Here is a 15,726-nt window from a genome sequence, read left to right on the forward strand (position 1 = left end):
TTATTATATATAATTATAAAGTATAATAAATTACATTTTTATCATTTTTAATCGCTAAAAATATATATTTGATTAAGTTAATAATTTAATTAAAAACTATGAGGTTGAAATTATGGTAGATTTAAAAGGTACAAAAACTGAAGAAAATCTAAGAACTGCACTTGCAGGTGAATCTCAAGCACGTGTAAAATACGAATTTTATGCGTCACAGGCTAAAAAAGATGGCTATGTGGAAATTAAAGAAATTTTCCAAGAATCATCTGATAATGAAAAGGAACATGCAAAAGTTTGGTTTAAATTATTGAATGGTGGTAAAGTCCCTCCTACTACTGATAATCTTGCTGATGCTGCTGCAGGTGAACATGAAGAATGGACAGTAATGTATAAAAACTTTGCTGCTGAAGCTCGTGAAGAAGGTTTAGATGATATTGCAGAATTATTTGATGCAGCTGCAGCTACTGAAAAAGCTCACGAAGACAGATATAATGCATTGTCTGATAAAATTGCAGCAGACAAAGTCTTTAAAAAAGATGAAGAAATTGCATGGAAATGTAATAACTGTGGATACATCCATTATGGAAAAGAAGCTCCTGAAGTTTGTCCATTATGTGATCACCCACAAGCTCACTTCAGAAAAAAAGATGAAAGTTACATCTAAAACTTTTTTCTTTTATTTTACTTTTTTTCATTGTTTTTAGCTTTAATATATGGACTGATATCAAAAATATCAATACATAATAAATTATTTAATTTATAAAAATTAATATTATTAATAATGAAAGAAGTGCAGAATACATTTAAATCAATCGTTGAAAACCCAAGACATATTTTTAAACTTACAATACAGGGAATACTCGTCGGAATTTTTTCAGGTTTAATGGTATGTCTGTATAGATTTCTTTTATATGGTTCAGAAGATGTATTAAGAAGCTACTTGGCAATTATAAACAGTAATATTTTATACATTGCACTATTTTTCATATTTTTAGTTATTTTAGGTTTATTAACTGCTTTTCTTATGCGTTGGGAAAAGGACGCTATGGGAAGCGGTATTCCTCAGGTTAATGCTGAAACTAAGGGATTTTTAGATGTAAACTGGTATAAAACATTGTTTGCTAAAATCTTGGGTGGTGTTTTTACAGCTCTTGGTGGTTTGTCTCTTGGTCCTGAAGGTCCTTCTGTTCAGATTGGGGCAATGGCAGGTAAAGGTGTTTCTAAAATATTTAAGGAATCAAAAACCGATGAGCTAAGACTGATTCTTGTCGGTTCTGCTGTCGGTATCACTGCTGCTTTCAATGCTCCGTTGGCCGGTGTCGTATTTATCCTGGAGGAAATCAATCACGGTTTTGATAAAACTTTGGTCTTTATAGCTTTGGTATCAGAAATTGTCTCTGATTTTATATCAAAAATGATTTTCGGCCAGTCTACAGTATTGACGTTTCAAATATCAAACATTCCTCTTTCTTCATACTGGCTTTTGATTTTGCTTGGGTTGGTTTTGGGATTGCTTGGATATGCTTATAATGTGGGAATGATAAAAGCAGAGGATTTATGGGCTAAAATTCCAAATTTAAGTTTGGAAGTAAAATTCGTTTCAGTATTTCTTGTTTCAGGTGTTATTGCTTTAGTAATGCCTGAGATAAGCTGCGGCGGACATTATATGATGGGATTATTTGATGTGGCCATTCCATCATTAACATTGCTTTTAATTTATTTTGTTGGAAAATCACTATTTTCAATATTTTCATTTTCATCAGGTGCTCCCGGAGGTATATTTTTACCAATTTTGGTTTTAGGAGCTTATATTGGAGCTATTTTTGCATCCATTTTCATTCCGCTTTGCGGCCTTGACAATGCATTGGTCTATAAGTTTATCATTATTTCAATGGCAGGGTTCTTCACGGCAACAGTCAGGTCACCTATTACGGGCATTGTTCTGCTTTCAGAAATGAGCGGATCAACTGAATCTTTGGTTGCAATGCTTGTTGTCTGCCTAATAGCATATATTGTACCGACGCTTCTTGGTAATGAACCGATTTATGAGGCTTTACTTGATAGATTACTGGATAAGCGTCAGGAAAAATTCACTCCAGAACCTTCAAGGCATGTTTTGTCTGAATATATGGTTCCTCTGGACTGCAAATACATTGGCGTTGAAATTCAAAACATTCCATTTCCTAAAAATTCAATTGTAGTTTCTGTTATTCGAAATGGCAGCTATGTTATTGCAAAAGAAGACTTTAAGATAAATTATGGTGATCAAATTCATATTTTGACTGATGTCAATGATTTTCCATATGCCAATCGTGAAATAGAAGAGATTATTAACGGCAAAAAGCATTAATTATCCTCATGAGTTAATTCGAATATGCATTATTTTTAGATATAATTTAAAATTTTAATTATTTCTTTCAATAAAATATAATTCTGCAAAGAAGTATTTAAATAATCAATCAGCCATTTCATTTCCTCAATAGAAATTCACTTAAAGATTGATGACAAATTATTAATCATGAATCCGATTTTCAAAAGACATTCAATTCGAAAATACAGTGATGTTGAAGTTACAGATGAACAGATTGAAAACCTTTTGAAGGCAGGTATGCAGGCACCATCTGCATGCAATCAGCAGGCCTGGGAATTTGTTGTAGTTAAAAATGATGAAGATAAAAAAGCCGTTTCAGAGATGCATAAATTCGCTAAACCGGCCGCTGAAGCTTCAAGATTGATTGTAGTTTTAGGCAATTTGAATGAGGCAAAAATTCAATCTATGGTTGAGCAGGATTTGGGTGCATGCTGTGAAAATATACTGCTTCAGGCAACTTATGAAGGTCTGGGTGCAGTGTGGTTAGGTTTTCATCCAATTGAAGACCGCAGTAAAAAATTAATGGATTATTTAGAAATCCCTGATTACTGCATTCCATTTGCTGTGATTTGTATTGGTTATCCTGCCTTTGAAAGTGAGCCTAAGCTAAGGTTTGATGAATCAAAAATACATTTCGATAAATATTAATCATGTCTCTGTTAGAAATTTTTAGGCAAATATAAATAATAATAAAACAATAATTTTAAATAATAACTTACATTGTAAGTTTAATATTTATTCGAGGTTAAATGATGGTAAGTGTAAACTTAGAAGCTAAAAAAACCGTAGATGTAATGATTGAAAAAGCAGATGCATTAAACATCGCAGTATCTACCTTAGATAATGGTGCTACTGTTTTAGATTGTGGTGTAAATGTAGATGGAAGTTTTAAAGCAGGTGAACTTTATACTAAAGTTTGTCTCGGTGGACTTGCAGATGTTGGAATTTCAATTCCTGGAGACTTATCTGAAAAATTCGCACTTCCTTCTGTAAAAATTAAAACTGACTCTCCTTCTATTTCAACCTTAGGTTCTCAAAAAGCAGGTTGGTCTGTAAGTGTTGGAGATTTCTTTGCATTAGGTTCCGGTCCGGCTCGTGCTATTGCTTTAAAACCGGCTGAAACTTATGAAGAAATTGATTACGAAGACAAAGATGCTGACTTAGCTATTTTAACTTTAGAAGCTGATGTATTACCTGGTGAAGATGTTGCACAGTACATTGCTGATGAATGTAATGTTGACGTTAAAAACGTTTACTTGCTTGTAGCTCCTACTTCTTCCTTAGTCGGATCCATCCAAATTTCCGGAAGAGTTGTTGAAAACGGAACTTATAAGATGTTAGAAGCAATTAAATTTGATGTAACAAAAGTAAAACATGCAGCAGGTATTGCTCCTATCGCACCAATTGATCCTGATGGATTAAAAGCAATGGGTAAAACTAACGACGCTGTTTTATTCGGTGGAAGAACTTACTACTATGTTGAATCTGATGAAAATGATGACATTGCTGATGTAGCTGCAAAATTACCATCATCCGCAGCTGACGGATATGGAAAACCATTCTTCGATGTATTTAAAGAAGCTGAATTTGACTTCTACAAAATCGATAAAGGAATGTTTGCTCCGGCTGAAGTTGTTATTAATGATTTGACTACTGGAAAAATCTACAAAGAAGGATTTGTTAATGCAGATTTACTTAAAAAATCCTTTGGTGTAGACGAATAATTTCAATTAGCTATCTTTTGATAGCTCTTTTTTTTTTACTTTTTTTACTAAATTTCTATTTTTTTGCTAAATTTTCTATTTTTTTACTATTAATTTTATATACTAGTTATTTAAAAAATATATTTAGCTCATTTTGAGTATAAATTATAAGGTGTATAACTATGGAATTTGGAGAAATATTTTCAAACGCTTTAAAGTACCCAGTTTCTGATTATCAAAAATTATTGATGGTGGGTCTTGTATTTATAGTAGCAAGTTTGCCTGCTGTACTTGCATTATTTGGTTTTTATAATAGTACATTTTCAACAATATGGTCAATTGTTAGTTTAATAATAAGTATATTGTTTTTAGGTTATGGATTAAGTGTTATAAGACAATCTATTGATTTGAATGATGAAATTCCTGCATTTGATTGGGCAAATAATCTAGTTGATGGTATTAAATCATTTGTAGTTAGTTTTGTTTACTATTTAGTTCCAGCTATTATTGTTTCTATAATCTCTATTATTTCACTTGGATCAGCTTTCAGCACTCTTCCAAAATCAGCTATTGATGCTATGGGTAATGCTACCACAACAAATGCTTTTATAAATGCTATTCCGCCTCAAACATGGGCGGCATTAGGTTATGGTTTAGCAGTTGTTGCTATCGTTGCTATTATCTTATTTATTATATTTGGTCTATTCCAAACAGTTGCAACATGTAGATTAGCTAAATATGGTAGTTTAGGTGAAGCTTTTGCTTTTGGTGAAGTATACGGGGATATCAAAAAAATAGGAATATTAAAATTACTTGGATTTTTAATAGTTTTAGCAATTATTGCATCTGTTATAGGTGCGGTTATTGGTTTACTTGCATTAATACCATTTATAGGTATAATTATAGGTTATTTAATTGGAAATTCATTTATTTTATTATTTGCTAATAGAGCTATTGGTTTATTATACTCTGATGTTGAATAAACCTATCCTCTTTTTTTCTTTTTTGGTGATATGACACAAAGTCACGATTTTTAAATTTTTTTTGCTTATTTTTTCTTTAATTTTATATACTACTTATTTTTAAAATATAATTAACTCTTCTTGAGTAAAATTTAAAGAGGCGTACATATGGAATTTGGAGAAATATTTTCAAATGCATTGAAGTACCCGATTTCAGATTATCAAAAATTATTGATTTTGGGTGTAATATTTGTAGTAATAAACTTGCCGAATGTTCTTTTAGGATTTAATATTCGTAGTAGAGAATTGTCACTTGTATGGATTGTCATATCACTTGTATTGAATTTAATCGTTTTAGGTTATGGATTAAGTGTTATAAAAGGTGCTATTAATTTGAATGATGAAATCCCAGATTTTGACTGGGTTAAAAACTTAGTGGATGGTGTTAAATCATTTTTAGTTATGTTTATTTATTACTTAATTCCATCTATTATTGTTTTAATAATTGGTTTTAGTTCATTTGGATCCTTTTTCAATGCAATTCCAAGTACAGTTTTTGCTCCTATTCAAAATATAACTACACCTCAGTCTGTGGCAAATGTTCCTGCTGCAACATGGCAACAAATGTTTAGTTCCATTCCTGCTGAAGCTTGGTCTACATTGGCAACTGGTTTAGCAATTACGGCTGTCATTGGAATTATTTTGTTTTTAATATTCGGTATTTTTGAAATAATTGCAGTATGCAGACTGGCAAAATATGACAGTTTCGGAGAAGCATTCAGTTTTGGTGAAATATTTGAAAACGTTAAGGAAATCGGATTTTTAAAACTAATTGGATTTTACATTGTTTTAGTAATCATATCTTCCATTATTGGTATTGTTACTGGTTTAATTTCAGGTATACCATTTGTTGGTATGATTATTGGTTATTTGGTTGGAAAATCATATAATTTGTTATTCAGAAGTAGAGCTATAGGTTTATTATACTCTGATGTCGAATAAACCTAACCTCTTTTTTTCTTTTTTTTTGATTATTTAAAATTTGTTCAATTTTAGAAATATTTATTAACATTTTTTTTAAGATATTTACACATGAAGGGAATTAGTAAACTCACGGCTGATGTGGATGTAGCAGAGTTCGTTGAAGAATATGTGGATGTTGAAAAGTTTCAGGGACTTTGTAAGGATTGTGAGGATTATGGAAATAACTGGAGTTGCCCTCCTTTTGATTTTGATGTAATGGATGTTTGGAATTCCTATGATAAGTTTAAACTCATTGCATTTAAAATTGATTTTGATGATGATGAATTATCAAATGAATATTCTGATAAGGAACTAGATTTCATTTTAAAAAGATTGGAAAGGATGAAAATCAAGTTAATGAATGATATCTATGCTCTTGAAGATGAAAATTCATATGCATTGTTTTTGGGCAAATGTAATCTGTGCATGAAATGTACTCGTGAATTTGGAATGCCTTGTAAAATGCCATTTAAAATGAGATATTCAATTGAATCTTTAGGTGGAAATGTAGACCAATGTATTGAAGATATATTTGGTTTTGAAATACAATATGCTCAAAACAACCGCCTGCCTGAATACTTAATTTTTGCTGGCGGATTATTGTACGAAAAGAAAAGTAATTAATTATTAATTTTGGTATAGGTTATTATTATTTTTGATAAAATTAATAACTATTTTATATAAGAATTCATATATAATTAATTGGTGATAACATGAAAGTTAGTATTATCGGTGGAACCGGTCCTCAAGGCCTTGGTATTGGTGAAAGATTAGCAATTGAAGGTGTTGATGTTATCATTGGTTCTAGAAAAGAAGAAAAAGCTTTAGAAGTTGTTGAACAAGCAAAAAAAGACTTGGCTGACTATGATTTATCAACTATGTGTGGTATGGCAAATGAAGATGCTGCAAAAGAAGGTGACATTTTAATCATAACAGTACCTTTAGCTGCACAAAAACCAACTGTTGAGGGAATTAAGGAATTCTGTAAAGACAAAATTGTTATGGATGCAACAGTACCATTGGAAACTGCTATTGGTGGAAAACCATTCAGATTTATTGACTTGATGGAAGGATCTGCTGCTGAAAGAACTGCATCTATCCTTGAAGGAACCGGTGCAAAGGTAATCTGTGCTTTCTGTAATATTTCAAACTCTCACTTATCCAATATTCCGGCTGAAATTGACTGTGACTGTTTAATTGCCGGTGATGATAAGGAATCCAAAGAGGTTGCTGCAGAACTTATTAATAAAATACCTGGAATCAAAACCATTGACTGTGGTATTTTAGAAAAAGCAAGAATAATTGAAAAAATCACTCCATTATTAATCGGATTGAACATTAAATATAAATCCCATTATGGTGGTTTAAGAATTACTGGAATTAACTTTGATTAATTCTACTCTTTTTTCTTTTTTTTTGATAAAATGGATGAATTGGAAAGTTTAATTGGAAAATCTATTTCTGAAATTGATGAAGAAATTATCAAATCCTTAAAAAGCATTGATTTTAAGGTAGCTATTCTGGAATACAAATATAAGAACTGCGGTCAGAGATATCCCATACATCCATTTAAACTGGATATTATTGATTATAATAATGTCATTTCATTTGATGAGCTGATTTATTTTAGAAAAATATTTATTTTCTGGCATTTTAAAGGTCAGATTACGGATATTGAAGTGTTTGACATTACTTCGGATTTGGATAAATTAAAAGCAGATTATGATTTGATTGTGAGTAAAATTGAAAATAATGAGGCTTTTAACTTGCGCCAGGGGGATACAAAATATTTGGCTGCAAAAAGATTAAATGAAACCCTGGTTTTAAATGATAAAAAGGTAAATAAACGGGAATTTGTTTTAAAAAAGTCATATCTTCAAAAAATTTTAAATGAAATTAAATTCAATTATTAAAGAGCATGACAAGATAATTTTATTATTGCAGTTGTAATGCTTCTTATATGATTATTTGTTATCCTAGATATGGTTTTGCTGTAGTTTTCCTCTCTTAAATGATACATTTAGGTAATTTGTAAAAAAACTTTATAAACTATAATTTTTAAAATATTTATCATTGAATTAAGGATGTAAAAATATGGTATCTGTAAATGAATTTCCAATATCAAGTGCAAATGATATTCCAGGATTTAGAATTGTTGAAACTAAAGGTTTTATTTATGGTTTAACTGTTAGAAGCAGAGGAGCCGGTGGTCAAATCGGTGCTGGAGTCAAATCCATTTTTGGTGGTGAAATCAGACAGTATGTTACTATGATGGAAGAATCCCGTGACGAAGCATTAGCTAGAGCAATTGATCATGCAAAAGAGTTAGGTGCAAATGCTATTGTGGCTATCAGATTTGATTCAAATGAAATTTCTCAATCAATGCAAGAAATCTTAGTTTACGGAACTGCTGTTGTTGTTGAGAAAGAATAGGGATTTTTCTCTATTACTTATTTTTTTTGATTTTAGATAGAAAATCAAACTGTCACATATCTTATTTCAAATTAAGAAATCATTCAATTTTTCTTGATATAATTTTTTTTAGAAAATCTTTTTTATTTAAAATGACAAAATTACATTTCATAATAATGTTTGTTATTTCATGTTGTTGGAAAATTAAATCCAAAAACATTAATGTTAAATATTGTTATTATTAAAAAATAGGATGGATATATTATGAAATCGAAATATATTTTTAGTTTATTCTTAATCATGTTTTGTTTAGTCTCTTTAGCTAGTGTGTAGGCTAGCGAAGATTTTAATCAAACAATTGGGGATAATGTAGATATGATTTCAGATGTCTCCGGAGGTACTTTGGGAGTATCTTTGGATGATGTAAGTAATGATACATTATCTGTATCAAATGATGAACAAATTTTGGCTGTGGGTAATAGCTGGTATGTAAATGCCAGCAATACTGGTCCTGATAGAGATGGATCACAAAGTAATCCATTCAATAATTTAAATGAAACCTTTAATTCTCCTAATCTTAATGATGGAGATACAATTTATATTGCTGGTGGAACATACACCGGTGAGAAAAATACAAATTTGGAAATTAATAAAAAGTTGAATCTGGTTAACTGGGGAAACGATGAAGTAATATTTGATGCTCAATATTTAAGCAATATTTTTACTATTAATGTAAATGAATTTAATGTTACAGGAATAACCTTTAAAAATGGAAATAATACTAATCTGTCTTCTTATGGTGGAGAAGCACTTTTTTTCGCTTATGGTTTAATAAATAGTCACATTGATGCAACATTTATTAATAATACCGTAACGGTTAATGAGTTTAATGCCTGTATTGGTGGAGGTGCAATTTGTTTTATGGGTAATGTTGACAATTGTACATTCAATAGTAAATTTGAGGATAATAGTATGGTATCTACCATTGCACATTCAGAATTTGATGCTGTTGGTGGTGGTGCTATCTGTTTTATTGGTAATGTTACCAACTCTATTTTTAACAGTGAATTTATAAATAATACCTTTTTATCTGATAAATACTCTTTTTGTAGTGGTGGGGGAGCTATATTTTTCGCACGAAAAGATACTAAAGTTAAAAATGTTACTTTTAATGGAAAATTTATAAATAATTCCGTTAACGCCCCTAATGCTTGGGGTGGTGCAATTGATTTACTGAGTGAGGTTATAGATTCCAATTTCAATGCTGAGTTTACAGGTAATTATATAAATGGTGATGATGGTGCAGGTGGTGCAATTGCTATTCTTTCTAACATAATCAATACTAATATGGGGGGTATTTTTAAAAATAATATCATAATTTCCACTACTAATTATTACCTTTATGGTGGTGGTGCACTTTATTTTTATTCTTCTTTATATAAATCCAATATTACTGGTGTTTTCGTAGGTAATATTGCATCTTTTGGTGGTTCACTTTATTTTAGATCAGCATCTGACATTAATAAAATTAATGCTACTTTTATAAATAATACTGCATATTATGGTGGTGCAGTTTATTATATGGATACTTTTACTAATACTAATATCAGTGGAAGATTTATAAATAATAAAGCTGCTAATGGTGGTGCCATTTTTATTAAAGAACTTTCTTTCTTTGTCTCTATAGTAGACTCTGATAATATTGATGCGGAGTTTATTAATAATTCTGCTGTTAGGTATGGTGGTGCAATCTGTATTGCAAAAATTATTGAAAATTCTAACATTTCAGGTACTTTTAAAAATAATACCGCATCTATTGGTGGTGCTATTTATATTTATACTGATAGATATTGGAAAAATAATAAAATTAATGCTAATTTTATAGGAAATAATGCTACTAAAGGTGCTGCAATTTTTACGGATAGTGACTCTGTTAATAATGAAATAAATTCTAACTTTATAGATAATTCTGCTAATGAGGGAGCTACTATTTATATTAATGGTAATAGTCAGGATGATTCAATATTTAATTCATTATTTGTAAATAACACTGCAAATTCAATTATTTATGTTGAAAACGGTAATACTAAAATATATGATAATATTTTCTTGAATAATGAGAAGGATTATGATATCGTTTCCAGTATTGATAATTTTGATATGTTAAATGTTACTAATAACTGGTTTGGACATAATGCAACCAATTATGAAGACGGACCAAGTATAGATGGACCTATAAACTGTGATACATGGTTGTTCTTAAATGCTACAGCCGATCCAGAATCAATTACCTATTTGGAAACATCTGAAATTACCTTTAATTTATTCGTGTACAATAATAAAACAGGATCTACTAATGAAAAATATGATGATACTCGATTAGAACCAGTTAATTTAACAATTACTTCAACTAATGGTGATGTTGATAAAAAAACCGCTAAATTTGGTGATATATTAATATTTACTCCAACTTTGTGTGGAACTGGTAGTGTAACTGCATCTGTTGAAGATGCTTATGATACTATTGAATTGGAAATCACAAAAGTTGACCCGGGATTATCTGTGGTAGTTGATCCTTATGAGATTGATTATGGTGATAATGCAACTATTAGTCTTTCTTATAATGAATATGCAACAGGAACAGTTAATATAACATTAATTGGTGAAAAGCAAAATTATACATTTACAGACATTCCTTTAAACGAAACAATTACCATTTCTGATACTATAATGCCTGTTGAATATAAGGTATCTGTTTCATATTCTGGTGATGACAACTTCAATAATGTAACTAAAAATAGTGAAGATAATTTAATTGTCAATGACATTGAAATTTTGGTTGATAGTTTAACTAAGTATTATCATGGAAAAGAAGCATTAAATGTTAGTGTAGTTAATAGTAAAGGAAATCCTAGTCCGAATAAAACAGTTGAAATCACTATCAACGGTGTAACATACAACAGAACTACTGATGAAAATGGTAATGCTGTATTAAACATTAATTTGAATCCTGGTGAATATCCTGTTACCGTTGCTTTTAAAGACAAGTCAACTGATGCAACTGTTACTGTTTTACCAACTATTAATGCAACAGATCTTGAAAAAGTTGTTTTAAGTGACAGGCAATTCTATGCTACATTTTTAGATAGTGAAGGAAATTACCTTAAAAACGGAACTGCGGTTAAATTCAATATTCATGGTATTGAATACACACGTTATGTTTCAGGTGATAAAGGTTTAGCTAAATTGAATATTAATTTGATACAGGGAGATTATGTTATCACTTCCATCAATTTGGTTACCGGCGATATGCTTTCTAACAATATTTCAGTTATCCCAAGAATCATTGAAAACTATGATATAACTAAATACTTCAGAAATGGAACTATTTTCTCAGTTAAAATCATAGATGATGATTATAAAGTTGCTGGAGCGGGAATTGCAGTTACATATAACATCCACGGAGTATTCTACACACGTTATACTGATAGTGATGGTATTGCTAGATTAAATATTACTTTAGAACCTGGTGAATATATCATTACCAGTGAATGTAAAGGTTGTATGGTGTCAAATACTGTTACTGTTCTTCCAGTTTTAATAGCTGACGATGTTACAATGAAATATGGTGACGGAACCAAATTTGTAGCGAAATTATTGGATGGTCAGGGTAATGCATTCCCTAATCAGAAATTAAACTTCAACCTTTTTGGAGTATTAAATGAAGCTATAACTGATTCAAATGGTATTGCTCGCATTCCAATTACATTACAGCCTGGTGAATATTTAATGACCTCTACCTATGGAGGTAATGGTGCACTAGCGGTAAATAAAATAACAATTACTAGTTGAGATTAACTCTCAACTCTTTTTTTCTTTTTTAAAAATCATTAAAAATATCCAAATCAACTTCTTTTTGAGTATTTTCATAAAAATGAGCTAAATCACGGCCATGTACAAAGATGTGGCTTACAGTTATGGCAACACTCATTTCATAGTTTTTATTTACTTTTCCCCATGTAATTAATGGCTGAATTGCATGTCCGTTAACTTCACCGGATGTTATCATGTCAAAATCAATCCATGGGATGCAGGAAAAGTTGGCAATGTTGGTAAAGTCTCTTTGAGTCATATCCAGACTAAATCCTTCCTTTTTACAGGTTAATATGTCAGATTTCAATTCCTGAACATGATCATGCCATTTTAATATATTTTCAGGTGGTTTAACTCTCATTTCTTGATATGTTTCTGAATCTTCATCCATTATTGGTGTAACTCCATCCAAATAATCATATTCAATAGCTTCCCCATCAAGAATTCTTTTTTTCAAATTGGGGACTGAATTAACACCATTAATCAAACAACCAAGGCTTAAAATGAAAAATGAGTAATCATTTTCTTTAGAGTATTTCCATAGGTTTTCGACATTGATTCGTGCAGACATTGAATATCTTGCAGATTTGAAGTTTTTAAATGGGTTATTTTTTAAGTCAAAATCAATTTTTTTCATAATAATACCTTAATTATTTATATATTTATTAATATATTATATATTGTTAAATAATTTAATTAAGGTTTTGTTAAAATGAAAGTAGTAATTGTCGGTGGGGGAGCTGGAGGAATATCAACAGCTTCTAATATCCGTAAAATTGACAAAGATTGTGAAATTGTTGTTCTGACTAGGGATGATAAAGTTGCATACTCACCATGTGCTATTCCTTATGTATTGTCCGGAACAATCAAGTCTTTTGATGATATTATAATGAGAACTCCTGAAGATTATAAGGAAAAAAATATTGATATTGTAACTGAAGTTGAAGTTACAGCTGTTGACAGCGATAAAAAAACTGTAACTTACGAATCTAAATCTAAATCCAAAACTATTACTTATGATAAATTAGTATTGGCTACTGGAGGAAAACCATTTGTTCCTCCGATGGAAGGAGTGGATTTGGATGGTGTTTATCAAATTAGAAATATTGAAGATGGTAAAAGAGTTCAAAAAGCAATGGAAAATGCAAAAAGTGCTATCATAACTGGTGCAGGTTTAATTGGTATTGAAATTGCTTATGCATTAACCAAACAGGGATTAAATGTTACATTAAGTGAAATGTTGCCTCAAATTGTACCAAGATCACTTGATAAGGACATGTCTGATATTTTAGTTAAGTACCTTGAAATGGAAGGAATTAATGTTGTTTTAGGCAAACCAATTACTAAACTTATTGGTGATGGAAAAGTGGAAAAGGCATGTTTCGGCGATGAAGATATTATTGATGCAGACATGGTTATTTTGGCTACAGGTGTAAGAGCAGAACTTGAGTTGGCCAGAATGGCAGGATGTGAAATCGGAAGATGGGCCATTCTTGTAAATGATAGGATGGAAACTTCAGTAGAAGACATATATGCTGTTGGAGACTGTGTAGAATCAAAAGATTTGATTTTAGGATCCAATACCATCAGCCAATTAGGTACAACTGCTGTTCGTGAATCAAAAACATTGGCTCGTACAATATGTAATAAAAAATCTAAATTTAATCCAGTTTTAAATTCAATGGTCTCTAAAGTAGGAAAACTTGAATTTGGTGCAGTGGGTTATACTACTAGCTTTGCTCAGCAAAATAGAATCAGACCTGTTGTTCAAAAAGTTGAAGCACTTACCAGAGCCCGTTATTACCCTAATGCAAAACCTATGGATATTAAAGTTATTTGTGATGGAAATGGAACTATTATCGGTTGCCAAATCATCGCTGAAGAAAGAGTGGCTGAAAGAATTGATACAATGACTTTGGCTATTACTGAAGGTTTAACCTGCTTTGATTTGTCAAATATGGAATTTGCTTATGCGCCGCCGGTATCAATGGTTACAGATCCGTTAATTCTTGCTGTTGAAGAAGTTAGTAAAAAATTTAATTAAATGGAGGGAATATTTATGGCAGAAAATCCACATCACGGTCATGGTCATGGTCATGGAGCCCAAATGACTCCTGAACAACAAAAACAAATGATTGAACAAGAAATAAAATTATCAAGAAACTTAGGTCAAATTAAATATAAAATAGCTGTTATGAGTGGAAAAGGTGGAGTAGGAAAGTCTACTGTTGCAGCCAATCTTGCAGAAACTTTTCAAAAGTTAGGATTCTCAACTGGTATCTTGGATGCAGATATCCATGGACCTAACATTCCAAAAATGTTGGGTCTTGAAGGTGAAGATTTATTCGTTAATGAAGACCATTTCATGATTCCTGTTGAAGCTCCAAGTGGCTTGAAAGTAATGTCAATGGCATTTATGATTGATAGTATTGACACTCCAATTATCTGGAGAGGACCACAAAAATCAGGTTCCATTAAACAGTTAATTGCTGATGTAGCATGGGGGCCTCTTGATGTTTTAATCATTGATAACCCTCCGGGAACTGGAGATGAACCATTGACAGTTTTACAGACAATTCCAAATCTTGATGCTGTAATCATGGTAACAACACCAAATGTAGTGTCACAGGAAGATGTTTTAAAATGTGTAAAAATGGTTAACATGTTAAATGTGGATAATATTGGCCTTGTTGAAAACATGGCATATTATATTTGCCCACACTGTGGCGAAAAATTAAACATTTTCGGTGAAGGTGACGGTAAAGCATTCTCTGAAGAAATGGAAATTGAATATCTTGGAGATTTGCCGTTAACTGAAAAAGTCAGTGATTCACCAAATCAGGATGGTGTTGTATCAACACTTGATCCGGATAGCGAAGTGTCAAAAAGCTTTGAAGAATTTGTTGGAAAAATTAAAGATAGTTTTTTCAAAGATGAGTAATGTAGCTAACGCTGGCTATGTTGATTAGATATCCTAAAAAATTAGGATCATCTATCTTTTCTATTTTTTTAATTGCATAATCCTTATTTTCATCCATTTCATTTAATCTGTAGTATTCCATTCCACGTTCGTACTCAAGCAAATCAGTAAAAATAGGAATTACATATTGTCCGTCATTGGCATAGGGAATGGTTAATGTTTCATTATTTTCAATAGACACTATAAATGTATTCTTGCTTAAATAATCTTTAATTTCAAGGTCTGTTTTTTCAATCATTTCATGGTTTTCGTTTTCCCCATGAAGATAGCTCATATTAATCATTTGCTTAAGTTCCGGGTGTTTGATGTCTTCAATTTTCATTGTTAATAGTTTCAATTTTATATTATTTAATTTTTAATCTTGCTTATTTTTTCAGGTTGTAATAATTTTCAGTAGACACTATAAAT

Annotated in this window: 15 protein-coding genes; 13 read left to right on the forward strand and 2 right to left on the reverse strand. The window is 30.9% G+C overall.

Translation table 11 applies throughout. The features are described 5' to 3' along the window. The first annotated feature begins 112 nt into the window (after positions 1-112). From rbr to ACKI3Q_RS04185, 11 genes are all read left to right on the forward strand, one after another. The gene (rbr, locus tag ACKI3Q_RS04135; protein ID WP_407414548.1) at positions 113-658 is read left to right on the forward strand and encodes a rubrerythrin; all 546 of its coding nucleotides are present in this window, start codon (positions 113-115) and stop codon (positions 656-658) included. A gap of 117 nt (positions 659-775) precedes the next feature. Next, positions 776-2,344, forward strand: coding sequence for a chloride channel protein (locus ACKI3Q_RS04140; RefSeq protein ID WP_407414550.1), 1,569 nt, complete (start codon positions 776-778; stop codon positions 2,342-2,344). 168 nt (positions 2,345-2,512) lie between these two features. Then, positions 2,513-3,013 (forward strand): nitroreductase family protein, encoded by a 501-nt coding sequence (locus ACKI3Q_RS04145; protein ID WP_407414552.1) that lies wholly within the window; start codon positions 2,513-2,515, stop codon positions 3,011-3,013. Between the two features lie 104 nt (positions 3,014-3,117). After that, a complete protein-coding gene (mch, locus tag ACKI3Q_RS04150) occupies positions 3,118-4,089 on the forward strand; it encodes a methenyltetrahydromethanopterin cyclohydrolase (protein ID WP_296799050.1) in 972 nt (323 codons plus the stop codon). A 161-nt stretch (positions 4,090-4,250) separates the two neighbouring features. Further along, positions 4,251-5,051, forward strand: a complete 801-nt coding sequence (locus ACKI3Q_RS04155; protein WP_407414554.1) for a DUF4013 domain-containing protein — start codon at positions 4,251-4,253, stop codon at positions 5,049-5,051. Positions 5,052-5,198: 147 nt separating this feature from the next. Beyond that, a complete protein-coding gene (locus ACKI3Q_RS04160) occupies positions 5,199-6,032 on the forward strand; it encodes a DUF4013 domain-containing protein (RefSeq protein WP_407414556.1) in 834 nt (277 codons plus the stop codon). Between the two features lie 90 nt (positions 6,033-6,122). Next, positions 6,123-6,677 (forward strand): DUF2284 domain-containing protein, encoded by a 555-nt coding sequence (locus ACKI3Q_RS04165; RefSeq protein WP_407414558.1) that lies wholly within the window; start codon positions 6,123-6,125, stop codon positions 6,675-6,677. 89 nt (positions 6,678-6,766) lie between these two features. After that, positions 6,767-7,447 (forward strand): NADPH-dependent F420 reductase, encoded by a 681-nt coding sequence (gene npdG, locus ACKI3Q_RS04170; protein WP_407414560.1) that lies wholly within the window; start codon positions 6,767-6,769, stop codon positions 7,445-7,447. 30 nt (positions 7,448-7,477) lie between these two features. Further along, positions 7,478-7,966 (forward strand): hypothetical protein, encoded by a 489-nt coding sequence (locus tag ACKI3Q_RS04175; protein WP_407414562.1) that lies wholly within the window; start codon positions 7,478-7,480, stop codon positions 7,964-7,966. A gap of 181 nt (positions 7,967-8,147) precedes the next feature. Further along, positions 8,148-8,486 (forward strand): heavy metal-binding domain-containing protein, encoded by a 339-nt coding sequence (locus ACKI3Q_RS04180; RefSeq protein ID WP_407414564.1) that lies wholly within the window; start codon positions 8,148-8,150, stop codon positions 8,484-8,486. Positions 8,487-8,840: 354 nt separating this feature from the next. Then, positions 8,841-12,317, forward strand: coding sequence for a hypothetical protein (locus ACKI3Q_RS04185; RefSeq protein WP_407414566.1), 3,477 nt, complete (start codon positions 8,841-8,843; stop codon positions 12,315-12,317). Between the two features lie 28 nt (positions 12,318-12,345). Here the strand turns inward: ACKI3Q_RS04185 and ACKI3Q_RS04190 are convergent, their stop codons facing one another. After that, positions 12,346-12,975 carry a CatA-like O-acetyltransferase gene (locus ACKI3Q_RS04190; protein ID WP_407414568.1) on the reverse strand — a complete coding sequence of 210 codons (630 nt, stop codon included), beginning with the start codon at positions 12,973-12,975 and terminating at the stop codon, positions 12,346-12,348. A 75-nt stretch (positions 12,976-13,050) separates the two neighbouring features. Between ACKI3Q_RS04190 and ACKI3Q_RS04195 the strand changes: the two genes are divergently transcribed. Both ACKI3Q_RS04195 and ACKI3Q_RS04200 read left to right on the forward strand, forming a co-directional pair. Further along, a complete protein-coding gene (locus ACKI3Q_RS04195; protein ID WP_407414570.1) occupies positions 13,051-14,382 on the forward strand; it encodes an FAD-dependent oxidoreductase in 1,332 nt (443 codons plus the stop codon). Between the two features lie 15 nt (positions 14,383-14,397). After that, on the forward strand, positions 14,398-15,279 hold the full coding sequence (locus ACKI3Q_RS04200; RefSeq protein WP_407414572.1) for an Mrp/NBP35 family ATP-binding protein: 882 nt from the start codon (positions 14,398-14,400) through the stop codon (positions 15,277-15,279). On the opposite strand, the gene ACKI3Q_RS04205 is transcribed toward ACKI3Q_RS04200, so the two are convergent. Then, positions 15,266-15,640 (reverse strand): hypothetical protein, encoded by a 375-nt coding sequence (locus tag ACKI3Q_RS04205; RefSeq protein WP_407414574.1) that lies wholly within the window; start codon positions 15,638-15,640, stop codon positions 15,266-15,268. The two genes, ACKI3Q_RS04200 and ACKI3Q_RS04205, sit on opposite strands and share 14 nt — an antisense overlap. Between the last annotated feature and the right edge of the window lie 86 nt (positions 15,641-15,726).

Source organism: Methanobrevibacter sp., from assembly GCF_045636185.1.
In the GTDB taxonomy this organism is placed as follows: Archaea; Methanobacteriota; Methanobacteria; order Methanobacteriales; family Methanobacteriaceae; genus Methanocatella.

Bases quoted from the DNA above. Each gene is read 5' to 3' on its own strand.
- ACKI3Q_RS04185 (WP_407414566.1), top strand. From the start codon at position 8,841: ATGATTTCAGATGTCTCCGGAGGTACTTTGGGAGTATCTTTGGATGAT.
- rbr (WP_407414548.1), top strand. From the start codon at position 113: ATGGTAGATTTAAAAGGTACAAAAACTGAAGAAAATCTAAGAACTGCA.
- ACKI3Q_RS04145 (WP_407414552.1), top strand. From the start codon at position 2,513: ATGAATCCGATTTTCAAAAGACATTCAATTCGAAAATACAGTGATGTT.
- ACKI3Q_RS04190 (WP_407414568.1), bottom strand. From the start codon at position 12,975: ATGAAAAAAATTGATTTTGACTTAAAAAATAACCCATTTAAAAACTTC.
- ACKI3Q_RS04205 (WP_407414574.1), bottom strand. From the start codon at position 15,640: ATGAAAATTGAAGACATCAAACACCCGGAACTTAAGCAAATGATTAAT.
- ACKI3Q_RS04195 (WP_407414570.1), top strand. From the start codon at position 13,051: ATGAAAGTAGTAATTGTCGGTGGGGGAGCTGGAGGAATATCAACAGCT.
- npdG (WP_407414560.1), top strand. From the start codon at position 6,767: ATGAAAGTTAGTATTATCGGTGGAACCGGTCCTCAAGGCCTTGGTATT.
- ACKI3Q_RS04175 (WP_407414562.1), top strand. From the start codon at position 7,478: ATGGATGAATTGGAAAGTTTAATTGGAAAATCTATTTCTGAAATTGAT.
- ACKI3Q_RS04200 (WP_407414572.1), top strand. From the start codon at position 14,398: ATGGCAGAAAATCCACATCACGGTCATGGTCATGGTCATGGAGCCCAA.
- mch (WP_296799050.1), top strand. From the start codon at position 3,118: ATGGTAAGTGTAAACTTAGAAGCTAAAAAAACCGTAGATGTAATGATT.
- ACKI3Q_RS04180 (WP_407414564.1), top strand. From the start codon at position 8,148: ATGGTATCTGTAAATGAATTTCCAATATCAAGTGCAAATGATATTCCA.
- ACKI3Q_RS04160 (WP_407414556.1), top strand. From the start codon at position 5,199: ATGGAATTTGGAGAAATATTTTCAAATGCATTGAAGTACCCGATTTCA.
- ACKI3Q_RS04155 (WP_407414554.1), top strand. From the start codon at position 4,251: ATGGAATTTGGAGAAATATTTTCAAACGCTTTAAAGTACCCAGTTTCT.
- ACKI3Q_RS04165 (WP_407414558.1), top strand. From the start codon at position 6,123: ATGAAGGGAATTAGTAAACTCACGGCTGATGTGGATGTAGCAGAGTTC.
- ACKI3Q_RS04140 (WP_407414550.1), top strand. From the start codon at position 776: ATGAAAGAAGTGCAGAATACATTTAAATCAATCGTTGAAAACCCAAGA.